Source organism: Massilia sp. Mn16-1_5 (assembly GCF_004798585.1).
Taxonomy (GTDB): Bacteria; Pseudomonadota; Gammaproteobacteria; order Burkholderiales; family Burkholderiaceae_D; genus Telluria.
The window spans coordinates 37,803-62,522 of record NZ_PPXQ01000005.1; the positions used below are offsets into that span (position 1 = coordinate 37,803).

Here is a 24,720-nt window from a genome sequence, read left to right on the forward strand (position 1 = left end):
TTCATCGGGACTCCACCTGGGCGGCAGGCACGGGCTGCGCGTGGCGCCGCCGCTTCCAGGCATTGATCAGGACCAGCGGGTGGTAATGGTGGTTGACGTTCAGGCGCCAGGCGAACAGGGCGACGACGATCAGCACCACGAGCAGGTGCAGCGGCCACCAGGCCATCGCGAAATCGACCTTGCCCTGCTTGACGCTGGCTTCGACCATGCGCACCAGGTTGTTATAGGTGAAGAAGATCAGCAGCGCGAGGATCAGGTTGGCCGAGGACCCCGCGCGCGGATTGACGAAGCCGAGCGGGATGGCGAGCAGCAGCAGCACCAGGCAGACGATCGGCGCCGACAGGCGCGAGAGCAGCTCGGAACGCGTGAAGCGGTTTTCGACCAGCAGCAGCGCCGGCGTCGACATGGCGGCGAGCGGCACGTCGGCGCCCAGCACGGGCACGCTGGTCGCCACGCGCATGCTGTAGCGCTCGAACTCCATCGACTGGAAATCAGCCTGGCCCGGCGTGCCCTGGTAGCGCCGGCCGTTCTTCAGCACCAGGTACTGGCCGCCCTTGCCGTCGGCTTCGACCACGCCTTCGCGCGCAACGACGACCGAGCTGCCCGCGCCCTCCGTGCTGCTGACGAACACGTTCTTCACCACCGTGGAACCGTTGGCGCTGCCCTCGACGAAGAACACACGGTCGCTCGACGAGGACTCGCGGAACTGGCCCGGCGCCACGCGCTTGAGGTCTTCGCGCTTCTCGAAGCGCTGGATGAATTCCGCGCTCTTCATCTTGGCCCAGGGCGCGACGACGAAGGACAGCGCACCCACCAGCAGTACCAGCGGCACGCCGAACATCAGCACGGGACGGATCCAGGCCAGCAGCGACTGGCCCGATGCGAACCAGACGACCATCTCGGAATCGCGGTAACTGCGCGTGACGGCGACCAGCACAGAAATAAAGCTGGTGAGGATCAGGACAGTTGGCAGATAATTCAGTGACTGAAAGGCAATCAATGCCAGGACGTCGCCGGATGCGACCCGTCCGCCCGCGGCCCGGCCGAGGATGGCAATGAGGGTCCAGGTGACGCACACCGTGAACAGGACCGTGAAGGTTGCCCCGGCTGCGCTGGCCAGTTCACGGTGCAAGGCGCGTTGAAAAATCATTCGATAGTTATAATTGCAGGTTAGGCAGAATCGAGCACACTGCGGTGCACACCGCGGAGCACACTGCGCACAAAACGAAACGGAGAATCAAATGGACTTTAGCATAAAAGCATTCGACACCAAGAACACCCTGGCTGCGGCCAAAACAGGCGTGCTCGCAGTGGCGGTGTTCGAAAACAAGAAACTGTCGCAAGCTGCGAAAACCCTCGACCAGACGGGTGAAATCACGGCGGCACTGAAGTCGGGCGACATCTCCGGCAAGGCCGGTACGACCCTGCTGCTGCGCGGCGTGGCCGGTGTGGCCGCGCAGCGCGTGCTGCTGGTCGGGATGGGCGCCGACGAGGCGGTAGGCGAAAAGAATTTCATGACCGCGGTCGGCGCGACGCTGAAAGCCTTCACGTCGCTGGGCGCGGCGGATGGCATTATCGCATTTCCGATGACGGAAGTGAAAGAGCGCACGCCTGAATGGGCCCTGCGCGCCGTCGTCGTGGCCGCAACGGACGCCGAATTCCGCACCGACGCGCAGAAGAGCAAGAAGGATCCGGTCTTGAGCGGCGTACGCAAGGTGACCCTGGCCGTGCCGCTGGCAAACGGCGAAACGAAAGCCGCGCTGGCGCAGGCGATCGCGATCGCCAACGGCATGAGCCTGACCAAGGAACTGGGCAACCTGTCGCCGAACGTCTGCACCCCGACCTACCTCGCCACCGTCGCCCGTAAACTCGCCGACGACCACGGCTTCGAGATCGAAGTCCTGGAACGCAAGCAGCTCGAAGCCCTGAAAATGGGCTCCTTCCTGTCGGTGGCCAAGGGCAGCGACGAAGCGCCGAAGTTCATCGTCCTCAAGCACATGGGCGGCGGCAAGAAGGATGCACCGGTGGTCCTGGTCGGCAAGGGCATCACCTTCGACACGGGCGGCATCTCGATCAAGCCGGGTCCCGGTATGGACGAAATGAAGTACGACATGTGCGGCGCCGGCTCGGTGCTCGGCACCTTCCGCGCGATCGGCGAAATGGGCCTGAAGCTGAACGTGATCGGCATCGTCGCCGCCTGCGAGAACATGCCGTCGGGCCGCGCCAGCAAGCCGGGCGACATCGTCACCGCCATGAACGGCCTGACCATCGAGATCCTGAATACCGACGCCGAAGGCCGCCTGATCCTGTGCGACGCCCTCACCTACGCCGAGCGCTTCAAGCCGGCCGCCGTGGTCGACATCGCCACGCTCACCGGCGCCTGCATCGTCTCGCTGGGCCACCACAACAGCGGCCTGTTCACCCGCCACGACGCCGCCCACGACGCGCTGGCCGAGGAACTGCTGGACGCCGGCAAGCAGACCGGCGACGGCGCCTGGCGCCTGCCGATCGGCGAGCAGTACAACGAGCAGCTGAAGTCGAACTTCGCGGACCTGGCCAACATCGGTACGCCGGGCGGCGCCTCGATCACGGCAGCCTGCTTCCTCGAGAACTTCACCCGCAACTACACCTGGGCCCACCTCGACATCGCCGGTACGGCATGGAAGAGCGGCGCAGCGAAAGGCGCGACCGGGCGTCCGGTGCCGCTGCTGACGACCTTCCTCATGAATCGCGTTTGAAACGGTAAGATGAAATGAGAACGGGCCGCACCAAGCGGCCCGTTTTTTTGCGCGACGAAAAAAAGCAGCTGAAATATTCTTTCAGCTGTTTCGCTTTTTTGAAATTTTATTTCAGGGCAATCAATTCACCGGCGCAAAGCGCGGCACCTTCTGGCCGTCGACCTCGACGTGTTCGAAGAATACCGACTTCGGGCGCGCCCAGATCAAGCCGTCGTGGGCGCGGTAGATGATCATCGGAGACAGGTCGGCCTCGAGCGTGGCCTCGCAGACCAGCTCATAGAGGCCACCCTTGTAGTGGCGGTACTGGATCAAGTCCGCTCGCTCAAGCCTGCTCGGCCGTGGCCTTCTGCTTCTTCTTCAGGCTCTGGATGACCTTCAGCACGCCTTCGATGCCGGTGTCTTCGTCCAGGTCGCTGAAGGCGTCGAGCACTTCGTTGAGCACGCGATTGCGCACCGCTGCCTCATCCGGCTGCACCGCCTTGGCCGGCTCGGCGGCGAACTTCGACGGGGCTTCCTCGGCGGCCTTGGCGCCATGCGCCAGCGCGGCTTGCCAGATTACCCAGCGGCGCTGCGTTTCGTAGACGAGGTATTCCTCGGGCTTGTCTTCGCGGCGGCGAACGATATGGCCATCACGCTGGGCCCATGCTTCAAATGCACTGCGCATCTCTGTCCTTTTCATATGGGTACGGATAATCGCTATCGAAACAGCAATATTTCACCATAGTACCATTTCGCCTAATAAAGCTTGCACGGCCTGATTCAATCGTGCGGCGGCGGCGCTGCGGACAAGGAATCTTGTCCAGCCCAGATACTACAATGCGAGTTATACAAAAACAACCGGATATTACCTATCAGTAACAATAGGAATGTTAGATTTTATCCGGTAATTGTTACATATTGCTAGAGCTAAATGTCATCCGTGCGTAACGACAATATATTTTAAACCACAAAATTGTCGTTTGAGCACTGCGCTTGCAATTTGAGCAAATAAATACAACGCGGCCGTTTCGGCCGGCTGCCTGATGGGAAAGTTGCAGGAAATGCCCTGAGGGTCGATACTGCGCGCTTCGCGGCGGAGGGTCCGCCGCATTACTCTGTGCGCCGACATGAAAATAGCAACCTGGAACGTCAATTCGCTGAAAGTACGCCTGCCTCACCTGCTGCGCTGGCTGGAAACGAACCCGATTGACGTGCTCTGCATTCAAGAGACCAAGCTCACCGACGATAAGTTCCCGGTTTCGGAAATTAATGCGGCAGGTTATCAGGTCGCCTATACCGGCCAGAAAACCTATAACGGCGTCGCCATCCTCTCGCGTTTTCCGATCCAGGACGTGGTCAAGAACAATCCGCGTTTCGAGGACGAGCAGCAGCGCATCATCGCCGCGACCATCGAAGGCGTGCGCTTCGTGAACGCCTATATCCCGAACGGCCAGGCGGTCGATTCCGACAAATACGTCTATAAACTCGCCTGGCTGAAAGCCCTGCACGAATGGCTGGGCGAGGAACTGCGCGCGCATCCGCAGCTGGCCCTCCTGGGCGACTACAACATCGCCCCGGAAGACCGCGACGTGCACGATCCGGTCGAATGGGCCGGCCAGATCCACTGCTCGGATCGCGAGCGCGCGGCGATGGCGGCCCTGGTCGATCTCGGCCTGGCCGATTCCTTCCGCCTGTTCGAGCAGCCGGAAAAGCAGTACAGCTGGTGGGATTACCGCATGATGGGTTTCAGGCGCAACCGCGGCCTGCGGATCGACCACATCCTGCTCTCGCCCGAACTGGCGAAGCGCTGCACCGCCTGCAGCATCGACCGCGAGCCGAGGAAATGGGAGCAGCCGTCGGATCACACGCCGGTGATCGCCACCATCGATTGATCGTCCACCAGTAAGGCCCGCGCCGCATCGGCATCCAGCGCACGCGCGAACAGCCAGCCCTGCACGTACTGGCAGCCATAGTCGCGCAGCAGCGCCAGCTGCTCCTCGGTCTCGACGCCTTCGGCCACCACCTGCAGCTGCAGGCTGTTCGCCAGCGCCATCACGGCCGCGACGATCGCGCGGTCTTCGCTGCTCGCTTCCAGTTCGCGGATGAAGGCGCGGTCGATCTTGATCTTGCGGACCGGGAAGCGCTTCAGGTAGGCCAGGCTCGAATAGCCGGTGCCGAAGTCGTCGATCGACAGCCGCATGCCCATGCGGTTGATCTGGTCGAGGATCTCCAGCGTCTGCTCGCCGTGCTGCATCAGCGCCGTCTCCGTGATCTCGAATTCGACGAGATGCGGATCGATGCCGGTCTCGTCGACGATGCGCTTGATCGAGGCCACCAGCGCGCGGTGCATGAACTGGCGCGCCGACAGGTTGATCGCCAGCGGCACCGGCGCCATGCCCGCGCGCTGCCAGGCCATGCTCTGCTCGCAGGCGCGCCGGATCACCCACTCGCCCACCGGCACGATCATGCCGTTCTCTTCCAGCGTGGGGATGAAGTCGTCCGGCATGACCAGGCCATGCTCGGGACGGCGCCAGCGCAGCAGCACCTCCAGCGCATGGACCCGGTTCGTCGCCATGTCCATGATCGGCTGGTAGAAGGGTTCGAACTCGCCGTTGGCCAGGGCCTGGCGCAGCTTGGACTCGAGTTCGCGCATGGCGAATGCGCGCGCAGCCGCGCTGTCCATCCGCTCGTTGAAGAACTGGTAGTTGTTGCGCCCCGCCGCCTTGGCCTGGTACATGGCGGCGTCGGCATGGCGCATCAGGAGGTCGACGTCGCCGCCGTCGTCGGGATACACGCAAATCCCGATCGAAGGCGAGATGTGCAGGCTGTGGCCCTCGAAGCGCACCGGCGCGCCGAGCACCTCGATGATCTTGTCGCCGACCTGGCTGCACTCTTCCAGCGAGCCGGCGCCCGGCACCAGCACCACGAATTCGTCGCCGCCCAGGCGCGCCACCGTGTCGCTGGCGCGCACCGCATGGCACAGGCGGCTTGCAACTTCCTTGAGCAGGTAGTCGCCGGTGGCATGGCCGAGCGAATCGTTGATGGTCTTGAAGCGGTCGAGGTCGAGGAACATCACGGCCAGGCGCGTGCCGGCGCGTCCTGCCGCGTGGATGGCCTGCTGCAGGCGGTCGGACAGCAGCGCGCGGTTCGGCAGGCCGGTCAGGCTGTCGTGGTAGGCCATGTGGTGCACGCGCGCCTCGGCCTGGCGCCGTTCGACGATCTCGTCCTGCAGCAGCGCGTTGGCGCCGGCCAGTTCGGCGGTGCGCGCGCTCACCCGCAGTTCGAGCTCGTCGCGCGCGCGGCGCACCGCTTCGGCCGCCTCGTGCTGGGCCGTGACGTCGTCCACCAGCCACAGGCTGCGTCCGCCCGGGTCGTCCTGGTCGAAAGGACGGCCCGACAGGCGGCCCCAGAAGGTGGCGCCGTCGCGCCGGCACAGCAGACGTTCGCTGACGCTGACGCGGCCGGCCGCGAAGTCGCGCGCCGTGTCCAGGCGCGCGGCCTGCCAGCCCTCAAGCTCGGGATACAGCGAACGGATCGAGACGCCGGTCATCGCTCCCGGCGCATGGCCGAACAGCTCTTCCATCTTGCGGTTGCCGTGCAGCGTATGGCCGTTCTCGACCACGGCGATGCCCAGCACGGCGGTGTCGAAGATCGCCTGGTTTTCCAGGAGCGCCTCGCGCAGCGCCTGCTCGTCGCGGCGCTGGCGGGTGCGGTCCTCGACAATCCAGACATAGCCGTGCGCGAGGTCGTCGGGATTGACCGGGTAGCCGATCACCTTGCCCCAGATCGGGGTGCCGTCCTTCTTCGCCAGCTGGATCTCGGCTTCGTAAGTGGCGCCGCGCTCGAACAGCGGATAGGCCGCGGCGGCGATGCGCTCGAAGGCGGCGGGACTCGGGTGCAGGACCTGCACCGGCAAGCCCTCGCATTCGCCCTGCCCATAGCCGAATACCTCGAGGAAACCGGCGTTGCAGCGCCGGATGCGCTGCTCGCGCGTGAACATGATGGCCAGCGAGGCGTTGTTCAGCAGCGCCTGCAGCTCGCGCCGCGCCTGGCGCGTCTCGCTCACGTCCTCGATGATCCAGATGGTGCCCGCCTCACGCTCGCCCGGCACGACGGCGCTGGCGCGCACGCGCGCCCAGAAAATGGAACCGTCGCAGCGGCGGAAGGGACACTCGGGGTTTTCGTAGCTGCCGCCCTTGGCCAGCGCGGCGAAAGCTTCGTCGCGGAAGGACTGATAGGCTTCGGGCGTGGCGAACATCTCGCCGGCATCGCGGTCGGCCAGTTCGTCCACCGTGTAGCCGACCATCTCGGCCAGGCGCGGATTGCATTCCTTGAGCAGGCCCGGCTTGGTGAAGACGATGCCGACCGGCGCATGGTCGAGGATGGCCTGCTGCTCGAGCATGGTCTTGCGCAGCGCTTCCTGGCCGCGCTCATAGGCGCTGACGTCGGTGAAGACGAAGCTGGCGCCGAACATGCCGCCGGACTGCGGCAGCGGCCGCGAACGCACCTCGACGACCCGCGCCTGGCCATCGCTTGTGAGCGTGCCGCGCCAGCGCCGGTCGCCGCGCAGCGCCTTGCGCAACTCGACCGCGGCCTGGCGCGCCGCCCGTCCCGTGAACAGGTCGAGCAGCGGCCGGCCGAGCGGCGACGCACCCGCCAGTTCGGCCATCGCGGCATTCGCGGCGATGACCATGCCCGACGCGTCGCAGGCGCAGGCGGGGGCCGCGACCAGGTCCAGCGCTGCGCTGGCCACCGCGGGTGTGCTCGTAATTCTGTCCATTCAGGCCGATCCTCTTGCATGCGGCCTCTGTACGGACCGCTTTTATGTTGCAGGATGATAAACCAGGGTGGGTAGAATCACTACCAGGTATTGACAAAAAAACCCGGCGGCTGCAACGCAGCGGCCGGGCCGGGGCAGACCGTGGACAGCCTAGAACGCGTCGCCGGGCACGCGTACCCATCCTTCCATCAGCACGCGCGCGCTGCGGCTCATCACCGCCTTGGTCACGCTCCACTCGCCGTCGACCAGCCTGGCTTCGGCGCCGACGCGCAGGGTGCCGGACGGATGGCCGAAGCGCACCGCGTCACGCTCGCCGCCGCCGGCCGCGAGGTTGACCAGGGTGCCGGGAATCGCGGCCGCGGTGCCGATGGCGACGGCCGCCGTGCCCATCATCGCGTGGTGGAGTTTACCCATCGAGAGCGCGCGCACCAGCAGGTCGATGTCGCCCGCCGCCAGCTGCTTGCCGCTTGACGTCGTGTGATCGATCGGCGAGGCGACGAAGGCCACCTTCGGCGTGTGCTGGCGTCCAACGGCTTCGCTCGTTTCCTTGATCAGGCCCATGCGCACGGCGCCATAGGCGCGGATGGTCTCGAACTTCGCCAGCGCGGCCGGGTCGCCGTTGATCGCTTCCTGGAGCTCCGCCCCGGTGTAGCCGAGTTCCTCGGCGTCGAGGAAGATGGTCGGAATGCCGGCATTGATCATGGTGGCCCGGAAGGTGCCGATGCCCGGCACCTCCAGCTCGTCGACCAGCTTCCCGGTCGGGAACATCGCGCCTCCTCCACCCTCCTCCTCGGCGGCCGGGTCCATGAACTCGAGCTGCACTTCGGCCGCCGGGAAGGTCACGCCGTCGAGTTCGAAGTCGCCGGTTTCCTGGACTTCGCCCTTCGTCATCGGCACGTGAGCGATGATGGTTTTACCGATGTTGGCCTGCCAGATGCGCACGACCGCCATGCCGTCCTGCGGCACACGCTCGGCTTCCACCAGGCCGCTGGCGATGGCGAAGGAGCCGACCGCCGAGGACAGGTTGCCGCAGTTGCCGCTCCAGTCGACGAAGGGCTTGTCGATCGAGACCTGGCCGAACAGGTAGTCGACGTCGTGGTCGGGGCGCGTGCTCTTCGCGACGATCACGGTCTTGCTGGTGCTCGAGGTGGCGCCGCCCATGCCGTCGATCTGCTTGCCATAGGGGTCAGGGCTGCCGATCACGCGCAGCAGCAGCCTGTCGCGGGCCGCTCCGGGGACGCGGGCGGCTTCCGGCAGGTCGTCGAGGCGGAAGAAGACGCCTTTCGAGGTGCCGCCACGCATATAGGTAGCGGGAATCTTGATTTGAGGAGTGTGTGCCATTTTTCAGTTCCGTTAAATTGTGCGGGCGACGTGTCGCCGTACCTGGCCGAATGTCACGTGCGTCATGGTGGGCGCGGGGGCGCCCACCCTACGTAGGGTGGGCGCCCCGTGCCCACCGATCACGTGCCGATTACGCCGCGACCTTCGACGACGCCAGGAAGTCCTGCGCGAAGCGCTGCAGCACGCCGCCGGCCTCGTAGATCGACACCTCTTCCGCCGTATCGAGGCGGCAGGTCACCGGCACTTCGACGCGCTCGCCGTTGCGGCGATTGATGACCAGGGTGAGCACGGCGCGCGGCGTACGCTCGCCCACCACATCATAGGTTTCGGTGCCGTCCAGGCCCAGGCTCAAGCGGTTCACGCCCGGCATGAACTCCAGCGGCAGCACGCCCATGCCGACCAGGTTCGTGCGGTGGATGCGCTCGAAGCCTTCGGCGACGATCGCTTCCACACCCGCCAGGCGCACGCCCTTGGCCGCCCAGTCGCGCGAAGAACCCTGGCCGTAGTCGGCGCCGGCGATCACGATCAGCGGCTGCTTGCGCTCCATGTAGGTCTCGATCGCTTCCCACATGCGGGTGACCTGCCCTTCCGGCTCGATGCGCGCCAGCGAACCCGCACGCACGCTGCCGTCGGCATTGCGCACCATCTCGTTCTTCAGCGTCGGATTCGCAAACGTCGCGCGCTGCGCCGTGAGATGGTCGCCGCGGTGGGTCGCATACGAGTTGAAGTCCTCTTCCGGCAGGCCCATCTTGAACAGGTATTCGCCGGCGGCGCTGTCGCCCATGATCGCGTTCGACGGCGACAGGTGGTCGGTCGTGATGTTGTCGCCCAGGAGCGCCAGCGGACGCATGCCGCTCAAAGTACGCTCGCCGGCCAGCGCGCCTTCCCAGTACGGCGGACGGCGGATGTAGGTGCTCATCTCGCGCCAGTCGTACAGCGGCGAGACGGCTTCGCCATCATCGGCCACGCGCGCGAACATCGGCGTGTAGACCTTGCGGAACTGCTCCGGCTTCACGCTCTGCTCGATCACGGCATCGATCTCGGCATCGCTCGGCCAGATGTCGGCCAGCTTCACCGGCTTGCCCTGTGCGTCCGTGCCCAGCACGTCCTTTTCGATGTCGAAGCGGATCGTGCCGGCGATCGCATAGGCGATCACCAGCGGCGGCGAGGCCAGGAAGGCCTGTTTCGCGTACGGGTGGATGCGGCCGTCGAAGTTGCGGTTGCCCGACAGGACGGCGGTTGCATACAGGTCGCGCTCGATGATCTCCTGCTGGATCACGGGGTCGAGCGCGCCGCTCATGCCGTTACACGTAGTGCAGGCAAAGGCGACCACGCCGAAGCCGAGGGCTTCCAGTTCCGGCATCAGGCCCGCTTCTTCCAGGTAGAGCGAGACGGCTTTCGAGCCCGGCGCCAGCGAGGATTTCACCCAGGGCTTGCGCAAGAGGCCCAGTTTGTTGGCGTTACGTGCCAGCAGGCCGGCGGCGATCATGTTGCGCGGGTTATTGGTGTTGGTGCAGCTGGTGATCGCCGCGATGATCACGGCGCCGTCCGGCATCTTGCCCGGCTCGTTCTCCACCACGCCCGCGATGCCGCGCGCGGCCAGCTCCGAAGTCGGCACGCGCTTGTGCGGGTTCGACGGGCCGGCGATGTTGCGCACGACGCTAGACAGGTCGAAGCGCAGCACGCGCTCGTACTCGGCGTTGACCAGGCTGTCGGCCCAGAGACCGGTTTCCTTCGCATAGTCCTCGACCAGCTTGACCTGTTCGTCTTCGCGGCCGGTGAGTTTCAGGTACTTGATGGTCTGCTCGTCGATGTAGAACATCGCGGCGGTGGCGCCGAATTCCGGCGCCATGTTCGAGATCGTCGCGCGGTCGCCCAGGGTCAGGTTGGCTGCGCCCTCGCCGAAGAACTCGAGATAGGTCGAGACGACCTTCGAGTTGCGCAGGAACTCGGTCAGCGCCAGCACCACGTCGGTCGCGGTGATGCCGGGCTGCGGCTTGCCGGTGAGCTCGACGCCGACGATGTCCGGCAGGCGCATGTAGGACGCGCGGCCCAACATGACGCTCTCGGCTTCCAGCCCGCCCACGCCGATCGCGATCACGCCCAGCGCGTCGACCATCGGGGTGTGCGAGTCGGTGCCGACCAGGGTATCGGGGAAGGCGACGCCGTCCTTTACCTGCACCACGGGCGACATGCGCTCGAGGTTAATCTGGTGCAGGATGCCGTTCCCCGGCGGGATCACATCCACGTTCTGGAAGGCCTTCTTGGTCCAGTCGATGAAGTGGAAACGGTCTTCGTTGCGGCGGTCCTCGATGGCGCGGTTCTTCGCGAACGCGTCCGGATCGAAGCCGCCGCACTCCACGGCCAGCGAATGGTCGACCACCAACTGGGTCGGCACCACGGGGTTCACGAGGGCCGGGTTGCCGCCCTCCTGCGCAATGGCGTCGCGCAGGCCGGCGAGATCCACCAGCGCCGTCTGGCCGAGGATGTCGTGGCAGACCACGCGCGCGGGGAACCAGGGGAAGTCGAGATCGCGCTTGCGTTCGATAAGCTGCTTCAGCGACGGCACCAGGGCCATCGGCTCGCAGCGGCGCACCAGGTTTTCGGCCAGCACGCGCGAGGTGTAGGGGAGCTTGTCCCAGGCACCGGCTTCGATACTGTCGACGGCGTCGCGCGCGTCGAAGTAATGCAGATTGGTGCCGTGCAGGGGTTTGCGGTATGCGTTGTTCATGATGTTACCAATGAGAGTTGTCGGTGCTGCTTGGCGTAGTAGGCGCCGTCGTGCAGGACGGCGTCCGGCTCCAGGCCGAACTGGCGGAAGCCGAAGCGCTCGTACAGGCCAATGGCTGCCGCGTTGCCGTCGATGACGGTGAGCGTGATTTGTCTGATGTAGTCGAGCGACCGCGCGAAGTCGATGAGATGCGCGACCAGTGCGGCGCCGATGCCTTCGCGCTGGCGCTCCGGATCGACGACCAGCGCGTTCAGGCTGGCCGAATGGCGGATCTTGACGCCGTCCTGCGTACGCAGGCAGATCGCGCCGACCAATTCGATGCCGTCGAAGGCGCCGAACCAGTATTCGCCTTTCGTCGCCAGGCGCTTCTCAGCCCAGGACAAGGGCTGTTCCAAAGCCTCCTCGACCGCAGGCCGGAAGGCGTGCGGAAAGGCGCGCAGGCCCGCCAGCCGCAGCGCACGGTACTGCGCGGCGTCGGCGGGACCGAGCCGGCGTACTGCATGCGCCGCGGTTGACGGGGAATGGATCATTTACGGTCGGCGATCGGCACGAACTGCAGGTCTTCCGGACCGACGTAGTTCGCGCTCGGACGGATGATCTTGTTGTCGATGCGCTGCTCGATGATGTGGGCGGACCAGCCGGAAGTGCGCGAGATGACGAACAGCGGTGTGAACATCGCGGTCGGCACGCCCATCATGTGGTAGGACACGGCCGAGAACCAGTCGAGGTTCGGGAACATCTTTTTCACTTCCCACATCACGGATTCGAGGCGCTCGGCGATGTCGAACATCTTCATCGAGCCGGCGCTCTGCGACAGCGAACGCGCCACTTCCTTGATGACCACGTTGCGCGGGTCGCTGATGGTGTAGACCGGGTGGCCGAAGCCGATCACGACTTCCTTGTTGGCCACGCGATTCCGGATGTCGGCTTCGGCTTCGTCGGCGTTCTCGTAGCGTTTCTGGATGTCGAGCGCGACTTCGTTGGCGCCGCCGTGTTTCGGTCCGCGCAGCGCGCCGATCGCGCCGGTAATCGCCGAGTGCATGTCCGAGCCGGTGCCGGCGATGACGCGCGCGGTGAAGGTCGAGGCGTTGAACTCGTGTTCCGCGTAAAGGATGAGCGAGGTGTGCATCGCGCGCACCCACTCTTCCGGCGGCGTCGTGCCGTGCAGCAGGTGCAGGAAGTGGCCGCCGATCGAATCGTCGTCGGTCTCGGTCTCGATGCGCTTGCCGTTATGACTGTAGTGGTACCAGTAGAGCAGCATCGAGCCGAAGGAGGCCATCAGGCGGTCCGCGATGTCGCGCGCGCCGGCGATGTTGTGATCGTCCTTTTCCGGCAGCGCGCAGCCCAGCGCCGAAACACCGGTACGCATCACGTCCATCGGATGGCTGCCGGCCGGCAGCGCTTCCAGCGCCAGCTTCACCGCCTGCGGCAGGCCGCGCAGCGACTTCAGCTTGGCCTTGTAGCCCTTCAGTTCGGCGGCGGTCGGCAGTTTGCCATGCACCAGCAGGTACGCGATCTCTTCGAATTCGCAGGAGTTGGCGACATCGAGAATGTCGTAGCCGCGGTAGTGCAGGTCGTTGCCCGATTTACCGACCGAGCAGAGGGCCGTGTTGCCGGCGGCGACACCCGACAGGGCGACGGATTTCTTTGGCTTGAAGGTAGGTGCTTGTTCAGTCATGTTGGTCTCCAGGTCAGGTAGCGATTATTTTTTCTGGGCGGCGAACAGCGCGTCGAGCTTCTGCTCGAAGTCGTGGTAGCCGATGCGCTCGTACAGCTCGGCGCGGGTCTGCATGGTGTCGACCACGGCTTGCTGGCTGCCGTCGCGGCGAATCGCAGTGTAGACGTTTTCGGCCGCCTTGTTCATGGCGCGGAAGGCCGACAGCGGGTACAGCACGATGCCGACGTCCGCGGTCTTGAGTTCTTCGACGGTGAACAGCGGGGTGGCGCCGAACTCGGTGATGTTGGCCAGGATCGGCACGCCGACGGCTTTCGCGAAGCGCGAGTACATGGCCAGGTCGGTCATCGCTTCCGGGAACACCATGTCGGCGCCCGCTTCGACGCAGGCCACGGCGCGCTCGATCGCGGCATCGATGCCCTCCACGGCCAGCGCATCGGTGCGCGCCATGATCACGAAGTTCTCGTCGGTGCGGGCGTCCACCGCCGCCTTGATGCGGTCGACCATCTCCTGCTTGGAGACGATCTCCTTGCCGGGACGGTGGCCGCAGCGCTTGGCGCCGACCTGGTCTTCGATGTGCATCGCGGCGGCGCCGAACTTGATCATCGATTTCACGGTGCGGGCGACGTTGAAGGCGGACGAGCCGAAGCCGGTGTCGACGTCGACCAGCAGCGGCAGGTCGCAGACGTCGGTGATGCGGCGCACGTCGGTCAGCACGTCGTCCAGGTTCGAGATGCCGAGGTCGGGCAGGCCGAGCGAGCCGGCGGCGACGCCGCCACCCGACAGGTAGATGGCCTTGAAGCCGGCACGCTTGGCCAGCAGCGCGTGGTTGGCATTGATGGCGCCGACGACTTGCAGCGGCGATTCTTCTTGGACGGCTTGACGGAACTTGGCGCCTGCGGATTGGATCATGGGGTCTCCTGGTGAATCGGTGATGAATGGCCTTCTTGTTTGCAAAGACCGTGCCAGCATGTGCTTTCAGCTTGGACCACGCCAAAACGGCATCGTTTCAAGCACTTAGGCATCAAAATCGGGGGACTTGAAACGGATTGGCGTTTCATCGACGTTTCAGCTGAAACAAATGAAACAGGATTGCGGTAAAATTGCAACATGCGCCCTCTTTCACCTGTTCCACAAGACATCGATAAACCGGTCATCTGGACCGTTTCCGTGTCACGCCTGTCCGAGCTGTTCCGTGACATCACGGTCGAATATGATCACCTTGCCACCATCGAGCCGATCGGCCTCGGTTTCGACGAGGCGGCGCGCCACATCCGCGAACGGATGGCGACCGAGCGCTGCGACGTCGTCATCGCGGCCGGCTCGAACGGGGCCTACCTGAAAGGACGGGTGTCGGCGCCGGTCATCGTCGCCAAGGCCAGCGGCTACGACGTGATGGGTGCGCTGGCGCGGGCGCGCAAGGTGTCCAAGCGCATCGGCGTCATCAGCTACCAGCAGCTCCTGCCCGAACTGGCCGATTTCAGCGCCACCTTCGGCCTGCCGGTACTCCAGCGCAGCTACGTGACGCGCGAGGACGCGCGCGCAACGATGGACGAGATGAAGGCGGCCGGGGTCGAGGTCATCGTCGGCGCCGGCATGATCACCGACCTGGCCGAGGAAGCGGGCCTCACCGGCATTTTCCTGTATTCGGCCGCCTCGATCCGCCAGGCCTTCGACGATGCGCTCGAGCTGGCGCGCCTGACCCACCTGGAAGCGAACCGCATCCGGCGCGGCCCCGTCAACGAACCGCGCCGCGCGCGCCGCGGCCTGAACGATCTGCGGGGCGAGTCCGAAGCGATGGAGCGCCTGCGCCAGACCGTGGTCCTGTACGCGCGCTCGCCGGCCACGGTCCTGATCCAGGGCGAGACCGGCAGCGGCAAGGAACTGGTGGCGCAAGCCATCCACCGCGAAGGACCACGCAACCTGGGTGCGAACCGGCCCTTCGTCGCCGTAAACTGCGGCGCGATCGCAGAGTCCTTGCTGGAATCGGAACTCTTCGGCCACGAGGAAGGCGCCTTCACGGGCGCGCGCCGCGGCGGCCATGCCGGCCTGTTTGAGGCGGCCAACCGCGGCACCCTGTTCCTGGACGAGATCGGCGAAATGCCGCTCGGCCTGCAGACGCGCCTCTTGCGGGTGCTGGAAGAGCGCGAAGTGATGCGGGTCGGCGGCACGCGGCCGGTGCCGATCGACGTGCGCGTGGTCAGCGCCACCCACTGCGACCTGGAAGCGCGGGTGCGCGAGGGGCGCTTTCGGGCCGATCTGTTCTACCGCCTGGCGGTACTGCGCTTGAACCTGCCGCCGCTGCGCGCGCGCGTGGAAGACATCGTGCCGCTGGCCGAGTGGTCGCTCAAGCAGTCGCTGGCGGCCCTGGGCGCGAAGCCGCATCCGAATCTGCACGCCGAGATTGGGGCTTGTGCGCCCCTGCTGACGGCCTACGCATGGCCGGGAAACGTGCGCGAGCTGCGCAACCTGATGGAGCGCCTGGCCCTGTTCCTGGCGGCCGAGCCGCTGCAGGCGCTGACGCCGAATTTTTTACTGGCGATTGCGCCCGAGCTGGGCGCGGCGGGTCTGGCGGTGGACGATGCGCCCGTGCCGGTGCCGGCGCAGGAAGACGACATCGCCGAGGTGCTGGCCCGTTTCGGCGGCCAGCGCGATGCCGCTGCGCGCCACCTCGGCATCAGCCGCACGACCCTGTGGCGGCGGCTGAAGGCGGGAACTTAAGGGCGCACGCAGGTCACATAAGCCTTGTTCTCTTTCGGATAGGCGTTCGCCGCGCCGCTGGCCAGATTGACGGCGAAATGGCTGTCGGTTGCGCTGCCGGCGGTGGCGGTCCAGGCATCGCCTGCCGCCCACTTTTTATCGCTCAGCATGCCCGAATTGACCAGGGCCGCCAGCTCGAACTGGCTCGGCAGCCTCCAGCCGGTCTGTTCCTGGATCTTCGTGCTCTTGCAGTAGGTATCGGCCTGCGCCCAGGTGAGCGCGACCGTGGCGGGCGTCCAGCTCAGGCCTTCATGCGAGACGTAGCCTGCCGTGCCGACCGGTGCGACACACTGGCCGCCCTGGTTTTCCAGGGGCGCCGTGCATTCGCGCGCCTTCACCGTCAGCACGGCACTGGTCGAGGTCGGGTTGTAGCTGCCCAGCTCCCCTTGCCGCGCCGTGATGGTCGTGGTGCCGGCCGCGAGGACGGTAACCACGTTGCCGCTGATCGTTGCCACCTTCTTGTCGCTGCTGTCGAACGAGAAGGCGGCCGGACTTTTCGAGGTCGGCGCCTTCAGCTCGAAAGGCGCATCGCCTTCGGTCTTGGTCATGGCCGGGAATTCGCCCAGCGGGACACCATCGTGGCTGCCGCCGCAGGCGGCCAACAGGGTCAGGGTACAGGCAGCGGCAAGGGCGAGTAGGCGAATGTTCATGTATTGGCCATTTAAAAAATAGTGCTCCAATATAACATTTGTATCTGGAAAAATTGACAAGGTTTTGCGCGCGGAGGGCGGCAGTCATCCTAGACGCAGGTGCGATCAGCACGCCTGAGGAAGCGCATATCGATATACGTTTATCTACCTTTTTTTTCAACAATCTCCCGTGTTAAGGTGGCGCCCCGGCGGCGTGCAGAAGGCGCGATCGCGATTCGCGCAAATGCAAACACGCCTTCTTCAAACCGCCGTACCATGTCTTTTTCACCACGGCCGGACGCCCATCTGCGTCCGCTCATCCGCGCTCGCGGCGCCCACAAGGCGCCTCTCTGGAGGCAACATGCAACGCGATATGCAAGGCAATATGGACGCCAGTCAGCAAGATGCGTCTCAAGCGGCAATCTTCTCCCTGATCGGCAATACCCCGCTGGTGCAGGTCACCCGCATGGATACCGGTCCGTGCCAGTTGTTCTTAAAGCTGGAATCGCAAAACCCCGGCGGCTCGATCAAGGACCGCATCGGCCGCGCCATGATCGAACAGGCCGAACGCGACGGTAGCCTGCAGCCCGGAGGCACCGTGGTCGAGGCCACCGCCGGCAACACGGGCCTGGGCCTGGCGCTGGTGGCGCGCATCAAGGGCTACCGCGTCGTCCTCGTGGTGCCCGACAAGATGGCGGCCGAAAAGATCCTGCACCTGAAGGCTCTCGGCGCCGAGATCCATCTCACCCGCTCCGACGTCGGCAAGGGCCATCCCGAGTACTACCAGGACGTGGCGGCGCGCCTGGCGCGCGAGATTCCCGGCACCTGGTTCGCCGACCAGTTCAACAATCCGGCCAACCCGCGCGCCCACGAAACCACGACCGGGCCCGAGCTGTGGGAGCAGACCAGCCACGAACTCGATGCGATCGTGGTCGGCGTCGGTTCGTCGGGCACCCTCACCGGCCTGTCGAACTATTTCGCGCGCGTCCAGCCCGAACTCGAATTCGTGCTGGCCGACCCAAAAGGCTCGATCCTGGCCGACTACATCAATACCGGGCACCTGGCGAAGGAAGCCGGCTCCTGGGCCGTGGAAGGCATCGGCGAAGACTTCATTCCCGGCATCGCCGACCTGTCGCGCGTGAAGAGTGCCTACACGATCACCGACGAAGAAAGCTTCGGCACCGCGCGCGCCTTGCTGCAGCACGAAGGCATCCTGGCCGGCTCCTCGACCGGCACCCTGCTCGCCGCAGCCCTCAAATACTGCCGCGCCCAGACCAGCCCGAAGCGCGTCGCCACCTTCGTCTGCGATACCGGCACGCGCTACCTGACGAAGGTCTACAGCGACGGCTGGATGGTCGACCAGGGCCTGCTGCAGCGCCCGAAAACGGGCGACCTGCGCGACCTGGTCGGGCGCCGTTTCGACGCCGGCGAGGTCGTCACCGTCAGCCCGAGCGACACCCTGCTGACCGCCTTCAACCGCATGCGCTCGAGCGACCTGGCCCAGCTGCCCGTGATCGACAAGGGGCGCCTGGTCGGCATCGTCGACGAGTCCGACGTGCTGCTGCACGTGACCATGGAAGCCTCGCGCTTCCAGACGCCGGTCTCCAGCACCATGACCTCGACCCTGCAGACGCTGACGCCATCGGCCAGCATGGCCCAGCTGCGCGAGATCCTCGACCGCGGCCTGACCGCGGTGATCCAGGACGGCGAGCGCTTCTATGGCCTGATCACCCGCTTCGACCTCCTCAACCACCTGCGCAGGACGCTATCGTGACCGATTCCGACACCAAATATCATCTCGCCACCCGCGTCATCCACGGCGGCCAGTCGCCCGAGCCGGCGACCGGTGCCGTGATGCCGCCGATCTTCGCCACCTCGACCTTCGCCCAGCAGAGTCCGGGCGTGCACAAGGGGCTCGATTACGGCCGCTCGCACAACCCGACGCGCTGGGCGCTGGAGCGCTGCGTGGCCGACATCGAAAGCGGCGCCGCCGCCTTCGCCTTTGCCTCGGGCCTGGCCGCCATCTCGGCGGTGCTGGAACTGCTGCCCGCCGGCTCGCACATCGTCGCCGGCGACGACATGTATGGCGGCACCTACCGCCTGTTCGAGCGCGTGCGCCGCGCCAGCGCAGGTCACCGTTTTACGTATGTGAACCTGGCCGACCCGGAAGCGCTGGCCGTAGCGCTCACCCCGGAGACACGCCTGGTCTGGGTCGAGACGCCGACCAACCCGATGCTGAAACTGGCCGACCTGGCGGCGATCGCGCGGCTGTGCCGCGAGCGCGGCATCGTCACCGTTTGCGACAACACCTTCGCCAGCCCGATCAACCAGCGTCCTCTGGAACTGGGCATCGACATCGTCGTGCACTCGACCACCAAGTACATGAACGGGCATTCGGACGTGATCGGCGGCGTCGCCGTGGTCGGCACCGCGCCGCAGCACGCTGACCTTGCCGAGCGCCTCGGCTTCATCCAGAACGCGGTGGGCGCGATCCAGGGACCGTTCGACAGCTTCCTGGTGCTACGCGGGATCAAGACCCTGGCCCTGCGCGTCGAGCGCAGCAACGACAACGCCCTGGCGCTGGCCCAGTGGCTGGAGCGCGAACCCAAGGTCCGTAAGGTGTTTTATCCGGGCCTGGAAACGCATCCCCAGCATGCGTTGGCGCGGCGCCAGATGGCGGGCTTCGGCGGCATCGTCTCGATCGAACTGGAGGGCGACCTGGCGGGCGCACGGCGCTTCCTGGAGAGCTGCCGCGTGTTTACGCTGGCCGAGAGCCTGGGCGGCGTGGAGAGCCTGATCGAGCACCCGGCCCTGATGACCCATGCCACCATCCCGCCCGCGCAGCGCGCGGAACTGGGGATCAGCGACACCCTGATCCGGCTTTCGGTCGGGATCGAGCACCTGGAAGACCAGCGCGCGGACCTGGCGCGCGCACTCGGCGCCGTCTGACTCAAAGGCCGGCCTAGGCGGCCGCCAGCAGGCGCGCTTCGCCCGTCTGCTGGCGCAGCTGGAAGGTGCCCACCAGCGTCGACAGGGCCGCCGCCTGCTCGCGCATCGCCGCGGCGGCCGCCGCCGCTTGCTCGACCATCGCCGCATTCTGCTGGGTCGACATGTCGATCTCGGCGATCGCCTTGCCCACCGTCGCCACGCCCTGCGCCTGCTGTTCGCTGGCGCCGTGGATCGCTTTCAAGAGCGTGGCGACCTCGTTCACCTGGTCCAGCACGGCACGCATGGTGGCGCCGGCCCCGTGCGCGATGCCGGTGCCCGCTTCGATCTCGCCCGCCGAGGCATTGATCAAACCCTTGATTTCCCTGGCCGCCGCAGCCGAATGCTGGGCCAGGCTGCGCACTTCGGCCGCCACCACCGCGAAGCCGCGCCCCTCGGCGCCGGCGCGCGCCGCCTCGACGGCCGCGTTCAGCGCCAGGATATTCGTCTGGAAGGCGATGCTGTCGATCATGCCGGTGATCTGGACAATCTTGTCCGCCGAGGCCTTGATCGCTTCCATGCGCTGGACCAGCTGGGCGACGGCGGCGGCGCCCTCGCCCGCCACCGTGGACGCCGACTGCGCCAGCGCATTGGCGTCGCGCGCGCTGTGGTTGTTGCTGGCGATGGCGCCGGCCAGGGCGTCCATCGCGCGTACGGTCTGGCGCAGGGCGTCGGCCTGGCGCTCGGTACGCTGCGACAGGTCCTGGTTGCCGTCGGCGATCTCGCTGGAGGCCGCATCGATGCCGTGGGCGCCGCGCAGCACTTCGGTCACGGTGGCGGAGACGCCGCCGGTCATGCCGTTCAGGGCGTCGAACAGGCGGCCGATCTCGTCCCCGCGACGGTGCCCGATGCGCGGACGCAGGTCGCCGCGCGCGACCTGTTCGGCCAGGCCCACGGCCTGCCTGAGCGGACCGACGATGCTTCGGGTCAGGATCCAGCCGAGCACCAGTCCCGCCGCCAGCGCGGCGGTGCCGAGCGCGAGCAGCAGGATGCGGCTGAACGCGGAAGCACCGGCCGACTCGTCGGCCAGGCCGTGCGCCTCGCGCGCCTGGTGCTTGAGCAGCGCCTCCAGGCTGGCGCCGTAGCGGGCGAACGCGGGTTCGAGCGAACGCGCCAGCAATTCTTCCGCTTCCTGGGTACGGCCCACGTCCTTGGCCGCGAACACGGCCTGCGTCGCGGCGGCAAAGGCCTCGCGCTGTTCGTTCACGGCGCGCAGCAGCGCCGCTTCCGCGTTCGAGGCCGGCAGCGCGCGGATCGCGGCTTCGATCTTGATGGCCTGCTTCTCGCCATCGTGGAGCTGCGCCTTGTACAGGTCGGCCAGCTCTAGACTGTCGCTGCGCGCGACCGACATGATGCGCAGGCCGTTCAGGCGTGCCGTGCCGAGCAGGTCGGAGGCCAGCTGCTGCTTGGCCAGCTTGTCCTGCACCAGGTCGCGCGCGATGGCGTCGGCGGCCTGCATGCGCCACAGGGCGACGATGGTGATCAGGACGATGAGGAGGGAGACGAGGAGGAAGGAACCGAGGATCTTGGTGCCGGTGCTGAATTTGGCGAGGAACATGCGGGTCACGGTGGGTGGAGGTGGCCGCAGTGTATGGATGGAATGTTACCTCTTCATGAATGAGGAATTCGCCGTTATTCAGGCGGTGAGACCGCGTGGGCACAGAGTGCCCACGCGTCCTGGCCGCATGAAACCACGCGGCCATGCTGTCACCACTTACCGCTTGATCGCCGGAATCGCCGCCGGCTTCCACGGCTTGACCGGCTGCTCCTTCATCTTCTTCTCGAGCAGCTCGAGCGCCACTTCCAGCTGGCGGTCGCGGCCCACGAAGGTTTCGTGCGGCAGGTTGTCGACCTCGACATCCGGCGTCACGCCCACGCCCTCGATCAGCCATTCGCCATCCGCGCCGAACTGGCCGTTCTCGGCCACGCGCGCCATGCCGTTGTCCGCCAGCCCGTTGCCGTCGCTCAGCCACACGCCCGCCCCCGCGGTGCGCTTGCCGACCAGGGGGCCGAGCTTCAGGGCCTTGACGCCGGCGGCGAAGGTCTCGCCGTCGGAATAGGTCAGCTCGTCCATCAGCACCACCAGGTGGCCGCGGAAGGTGTTCTGCATGTTCGAGTAGGGCTGCCTGCCGTTCGAGGCCCAGAAGGCCCAGGAACGGCGCAGCAGCTTTTCGATGATCCAGCTGTCGATGTTGCCGCCGTTATTGCGGCGCACATCGATGATCAGGCCTTCCTTGTTGATGTTGGCGTAGAAATCACGCGCAAAGGCGTTGATGTCGCGTGCCACCATCGCGCGCAGGTGCAGGTAGCCGATCTTGCCCTTCGAGGCGGCATCGACCTGCTGCGCCCTGCCCTGCTCCCAGTCAGCGTAGCGCAGGCTGGCATGGCGCGCCATCGGCACCGGCGTGACGATCACGGCGCGGGCCGGTCCGCCGGGGCGCTTCACGTTCAGCAGCACCTGCTTGCCGGCCGTGTCGAGCAGCAGGTCGGCGATGTCGCGTGCCTCCACCAGGGACTTGCCGTTGACGGCCGTGATGACGTCGCCCTCCTTCACGTTCACGTCGGGCGCCGCCAGCGGCCCCGCCTCAAGCGGCAGCTCCGGTTCGCTGCGGTAGACGCGGTCGACGCGGTAGCCGCCGGCCACGCGCGTCAACACGGCGCCCAGGCTGGCCGGCGTGCCTTCGCTGACGGCGCGGCGCACGTCGCCGGGACGGATCTGCGAATGCAGCGCGCCGACCTCGCCCACCATCATGCCCAGCACGTCGTCGAGTTCCGCGCGGTCGGTCACGCGCTCGACCAGCGGCGCATAGCGCGTGCGCACCGCGTTCCAGTCGACGCCGCGCATCTTGGCGTCGTACAGGAAGTCGCGGTGCATGCGCCAGGCGTCGTTGAACATCTGCTTCCATTCCAGGCGCGGGTTCGAGCTCACGGCCCAGTCGTCGATCTTGACCTTCGACTTGGACAGGTCGGCCGGCGCCTTGGCGCCGGCGTCGACCACCAGCATGTCGCCCGGCGCGCCTTTGGCATAGGTGCGGTAGAACAGGTGCTTGCGGTCGCTGGAGAGGCCGAACTCGCGCACGTTGGCGGCGAAGGTTTCAGGCTGAGGGCTGCTGCGCGTGATCGCCAGGCTCTTGAGCGTGCCCTTGGCCGCTTCGTCGTCGCCCGCCTCCAACAGGTAGAGGCGCTTGTCGTCGACCGCCAGTGCGCGATAATTGCCCGCTTCGACCGGCACCTCGTACAGGCGCTCGCGCAGGCCGGCATACACGATGCCGGGCGTCGGCGCCTTCGGCTTGTCGGCGCCGGCCTTGCTGGCGGCGGCAGCCGCGGCGGCGGCGGCGATCGCGGCGGTTTTCTCGCCCTCCTCGCTGCCCGGCGCCTTCACCGCCGCCTTGGCCGCCGCTTCCGGCGACTTTTCTTCCGGCTTGGTCAGCTCGTCCTCGGGCTTGAAGGGGAAGCGGGAATCGGGCTGCAGCGCCAGCGCGTACACGCCGACGCGCTTGTCGAACACGGGGCCCATGTTACGGTCGCTCCAGACCGAGACATTGCCGACGTTGAAGTTGCGCGCCGAGAGGAAGTAGAGCCACTTCCCGTCCGGCGAGAAGGCCGGCGAGCTGGCCTCGTAGCGGTCGGTCGTGACGAAGCTGAGCGCCCTGGTCGCCAGGTTGTACATGCCGATCTGGTCGCGCCGCTCACTGCTGCCGACACGGACAAAAGCCAGGTTGCGGCTGTCCGGCGACCAGACCACCTGGTCCGACGGGTCGAGGCCTTCGAGGCCGGCGTCGTCGATGACGACATTGGCCTTGGTGGCCAGGTCGAGCAGCCAGGTGCGGCCCTTTTTGTCGGTATGCGCCAGCCATTTGCCGTCCGGCGAAGGATACAGGTTGCGGCGGTGGCTGGCGCCGTCGGTCGTCAGGCGTTCGCCATGGCCGGAACCGTCGGCGGCGTAGCGCCAGATCTCGTTCTCGCCGCTGGTGTCGGCGATCGCATACACCCACTTGTCGTCGTGGCTGAACACGGCGCCCCGTGCCCGCGCCCCTTCCGGCACCGCGATCTCGACGCGCCGCTGGCTGCCGGTGCCGGCAATCGTCACGCGGCCGCGCGCGGTCAGCACGATGCGCTCGGCCTTGTTGGCGACCTCGATGCCGGTCAGCGCGTCGAGCGGCGACTTCACGCGGCGCATGCGCTGCTGGTCGAAGTCGGACAGCAGGCTGGCCTTGAGAAGCGAATCCGCGCCGCTGGCGATGTCGAAGACGTGCAGGTCGGCGCCCAGCTGGTAGGCGATGCGGCCGTCGCCCAGCGAGGCGGTGCGCACGTCCCAGTCGGTGTGCTTCGTCAGCTGGCGCCGTCCGCTGCCGTCCGGGTTCGCCGTCCACAGGTTATCGGCGCCGCCGGCGTCGCTGATGAAGTACAGGCGGCCCTGCCACCACATGGCGCGCCGGTTGTTGGCGCTGTCGCCCTTGAACAGGGGCTCGGCCTCGCCTTTACCGCCTAAGTCGAAGCGCCACAGCTGGGCATGGGCGCCGCCGCGGTAGGACTTGACGTTATCGTTGGTCATGGACAGGCCCATGCGCGTGAAATAGACGGACCGTCCGGCGTCGTCGAGCACGGCGTCGTTGGCGTCGGCCAGCGGCAGCACGCGGCGCTTCAGGCTCGCCGGGTCGAGCGCCACCACCACGCGGTGCTTGGCAGGTCCCGTCGAATTCTCGGTGCTGACCAGGACCTCCCCTTGCGCGGTCCAGCCGAGCACCGTGACGCCGCCGTTCTCGAACGTGATCCGCTTCGGCAGGCCGCCCTCCAGCGGCATTACATAGGCTTCCTGCGCGCCTTCGTAGGAGGCGGCAAAGGCGACGAGCTTGCCGTCGTGCGAGATCGCGGCATGGGTTTCGGCCGAGGGGTGCGTGGTCAGGCGCGTGGCCTTGCCGCCGGCGAGCGTGGTGCGCCACAGGTCGCCTTCGGCGGTGAAGACCACCGTGTCGCCGCGCACGGCCGGGAAGCGGAAGTAAGGGTCGGCGGCGCCGGCCTGGGCGCCCGACAGGGCCAGGGACAGCGCGAGAATGGGTCGGGACAGTTTCATGGTCACTGCGGCAGAGTTTGCTAAAGAG

At 66.4% G+C, this 24,720-nt stretch carries 17 protein-coding genes; 5 read left to right on the forward strand and 12 right to left on the reverse strand.

What is annotated here, in order from left to right; genetic code table 11:
• Position 1: 1 nt before the first annotated feature.
• Entirely contained in the window at positions 2–1,150 is a 1,149-nt protein-coding gene (gene lptF / locus C2862_RS07040) for an LPS export ABC transporter permease LptF (RefSeq protein WP_136219417.1), read from the reverse strand.
• 91 nt (positions 1,151–1,241) lie between these two features.
• On the opposite strand from lptF, the gene C2862_RS07045 reads away from it, so the two are divergent.
• A complete protein-coding gene (locus C2862_RS07045; protein WP_136219418.1) occupies positions 1,242–2,738 on the forward strand; it encodes a leucyl aminopeptidase in 1,497 nt (498 codons plus the stop codon).
• A gap of 120 nt (positions 2,739–2,858) precedes the next feature.
• Here C2862_RS07045 and C2862_RS07050 read toward each other — a convergent pair whose 3' ends face one another.
• A complete protein-coding gene (locus C2862_RS07050; protein WP_136219639.1) occupies positions 2,859–3,047 on the reverse strand; it encodes a DUF1653 domain-containing protein in 189 nt (62 codons plus the stop codon).
• 13 nt (positions 3,048–3,060) lie between these two features.
• A complete protein-coding gene (locus C2862_RS07055) occupies positions 3,061–3,402 on the reverse strand; it encodes a hypothetical protein (RefSeq protein ID WP_136219419.1) in 342 nt (113 codons plus the stop codon).
• A 442-nt stretch (positions 3,403–3,844) separates the two neighbouring features.
• Here C2862_RS07055 and xth point away from each other — a divergent pair, with 442 nt between their 5' ends.
• Entirely contained in the window at positions 3,845–4,609 is a 765-nt protein-coding gene (gene xth, locus C2862_RS07060; protein WP_136219420.1) for an exodeoxyribonuclease III, read from the forward strand.
• Here xth and C2862_RS07065 read toward each other — a convergent pair.
• From C2862_RS07065 to prpB, 6 genes are all read right to left on the reverse strand, one after another.
• Positions 4,579–7,497, reverse strand: a complete 2,919-nt coding sequence (locus tag C2862_RS07065; RefSeq protein ID WP_136219421.1) for an EAL domain-containing protein — start codon at positions 7,495–7,497, stop codon at positions 4,579–4,581. The two genes, xth and C2862_RS07065, sit on opposite strands and share 31 nt — an antisense overlap.
• Positions 7,498–7,647: 150 nt before the next feature.
• On the reverse strand, positions 7,648–8,838 hold the full coding sequence (gene prpF, locus C2862_RS07070) for a 2-methylaconitate cis-trans isomerase PrpF (RefSeq protein ID WP_136219422.1): 1,191 nt from the start codon (positions 8,836–8,838) through the stop codon (positions 7,648–7,650).
• 130 nt (positions 8,839–8,968) lie between these two features.
• Positions 8,969–11,569, reverse strand: a complete 2,601-nt coding sequence (acnD, locus tag C2862_RS07075) for a Fe/S-dependent 2-methylisocitrate dehydratase AcnD (RefSeq protein WP_136219423.1) — start codon at positions 11,567–11,569, stop codon at positions 8,969–8,971.
• Positions 11,566–12,099, reverse strand: a complete 534-nt coding sequence (locus C2862_RS07080; RefSeq protein ID WP_136219424.1) for a GNAT family N-acetyltransferase — start codon at positions 12,097–12,099, stop codon at positions 11,566–11,568. Before C2862_RS07080 ends, acnD begins: the two co-directional genes overlap by 4 nt.
• A complete protein-coding gene (prpC, locus tag C2862_RS07085) occupies positions 12,096–13,247 on the reverse strand; it encodes a 2-methylcitrate synthase (RefSeq protein WP_136219425.1) in 1,152 nt (383 codons plus the stop codon). The genes C2862_RS07080 and prpC overlap by 4 nt, the downstream gene beginning before the upstream one ends.
• A 24-nt stretch (positions 13,248–13,271) precedes the next feature.
• A complete protein-coding gene (gene prpB, locus C2862_RS07090) occupies positions 13,272–14,156 on the reverse strand; it encodes a methylisocitrate lyase (RefSeq protein WP_136219426.1) in 885 nt (294 codons plus the stop codon).
• A gap of 198 nt (positions 14,157–14,354) precedes the next feature.
• Here prpB and prpR point away from each other — a divergent pair, with 198 nt between their 5' ends.
• The gene (gene prpR / locus C2862_RS07095; RefSeq protein WP_136219427.1) at positions 14,355–15,965 is read left to right on the forward strand and encodes a propionate catabolism operon regulatory protein PrpR; all 1,611 of its coding nucleotides are present in this window, start codon (positions 14,355–14,357) and stop codon (positions 15,963–15,965) included.
• Here prpR and C2862_RS07100 read toward each other — a convergent pair.
• The gene (locus tag C2862_RS07100; protein WP_136219428.1) at positions 15,962–16,654 is read right to left on the reverse strand and encodes a DUF1566 domain-containing protein; all 693 of its coding nucleotides are present in this window, start codon (positions 16,652–16,654) and stop codon (positions 15,962–15,964) included. The genes prpR and C2862_RS07100 overlap by 4 nt on opposite strands.
• Before the next feature lie 340 nt (positions 16,655–16,994).
• Between C2862_RS07100 and C2862_RS07105 the strand changes: the two genes are divergently transcribed.
• Both C2862_RS07105 and C2862_RS07110 read left to right on the forward strand, forming a co-directional pair.
• Positions 16,995–18,407, forward strand: a complete 1,413-nt coding sequence (locus C2862_RS07105; RefSeq protein ID WP_229467327.1) for a cystathionine beta-synthase — start codon at positions 16,995–16,997, stop codon at positions 18,405–18,407.
• Positions 18,404–19,582 carry a PLP-dependent aspartate aminotransferase family protein gene (locus tag C2862_RS07110; protein ID WP_136219429.1) on the forward strand — a complete coding sequence of 393 codons (1,179 nt, stop codon included), beginning with the start codon at positions 18,404–18,406 and terminating at the stop codon, positions 19,580–19,582. Before C2862_RS07105 ends, C2862_RS07110 begins: the two co-directional genes overlap by 4 nt.
• A gap of 13 nt (positions 19,583–19,595) precedes the next feature.
• Here the strand turns inward: C2862_RS07110 and C2862_RS07115 are convergent, their stop codons facing one another.
• Positions 19,596–21,176, reverse strand: a complete 1,581-nt coding sequence (locus tag C2862_RS07115; protein WP_136219430.1) for a methyl-accepting chemotaxis protein — start codon at positions 21,174–21,176, stop codon at positions 19,596–19,598.
• Between the two features lie 156 nt (positions 21,177–21,332).
• Complete coding sequence (locus tag C2862_RS07120) at positions 21,333–24,692, reverse strand: S41 family peptidase (protein ID WP_136219431.1); 3,360 nt, start codon at positions 24,690–24,692, stop codon at positions 21,333–21,335.
• Positions 24,693–24,720 lie beyond the last annotated feature (28 nt).

Excerpts from the sequence above, each read along its gene's own strand:
- lptF (WP_136219417.1), bottom strand. The coding sequence starts at position 1,150 with ATGATTTTTCAACGCGCCTTGCACCGTGAACTGGCCAGCGCAGCCGGG.
- C2862_RS07045 (WP_136219418.1), top strand. The coding sequence starts at position 1,242 with ATGGACTTTAGCATAAAAGCATTCGACACCAAGAACACCCTGGCTGCG.
- C2862_RS07055 (WP_136219419.1), bottom strand. The coding sequence starts at position 3,402 with ATGCGCAGTGCATTTGAAGCATGGGCCCAGCGTGATGGCCATATCGTT.
- xth (WP_136219420.1), top strand. The coding sequence starts at position 3,845 with ATGAAAATAGCAACCTGGAACGTCAATTCGCTGAAAGTACGCCTGCCT.
- C2862_RS07065 (WP_136219421.1), bottom strand. The coding sequence starts at position 7,497 with ATGGACAGAATTACGAGCACACCCGCGGTGGCCAGCGCAGCGCTGGAC.
- prpF (WP_136219422.1), bottom strand. The coding sequence starts at position 8,838 with ATGGCACACACTCCTCAAATCAAGATTCCCGCTACCTATATGCGTGGC.
- acnD (WP_136219423.1), bottom strand. The coding sequence starts at position 11,569 with ATGAACAACGCATACCGCAAACCCCTGCACGGCACCAATCTGCATTAC.
- C2862_RS07080 (WP_136219424.1), bottom strand. The coding sequence starts at position 12,099 with ATGATCCATTCCCCGTCAACCGCGGCGCATGCAGTACGCCGGCTCGGT.
- prpC (WP_136219425.1), bottom strand. The coding sequence starts at position 13,247 with ATGACTGAACAAGCACCTACCTTCAAGCCAAAGAAATCCGTCGCCCTG.
- prpB (WP_136219426.1), bottom strand. The coding sequence starts at position 14,156 with ATGATCCAATCCGCAGGCGCCAAGTTCCGTCAAGCCGTCCAAGAAGAA.
- prpR (WP_136219427.1), top strand. The coding sequence starts at position 14,355 with ATGCGCCCTCTTTCACCTGTTCCACAAGACATCGATAAACCGGTCATC.
- C2862_RS07100 (WP_136219428.1), bottom strand. The coding sequence starts at position 16,654 with ATGAACATTCGCCTACTCGCCCTTGCCGCTGCCTGTACCCTGACCCTG.
- C2862_RS07105 (WP_229467327.1), top strand. The coding sequence starts at position 16,995 with ATGCAACGCGATATGCAAGGCAATATGGACGCCAGTCAGCAAGATGCG.
- C2862_RS07115 (WP_136219430.1), bottom strand. The coding sequence starts at position 21,176 with ATGTTCCTCGCCAAATTCAGCACCGGCACCAAGATCCTCGGTTCCTTC.
- C2862_RS07120 (WP_136219431.1), bottom strand. The coding sequence starts at position 24,692 with ATGAAACTGTCCCGACCCATTCTCGCGCTGTCCCTGGCCCTGTCGGGC.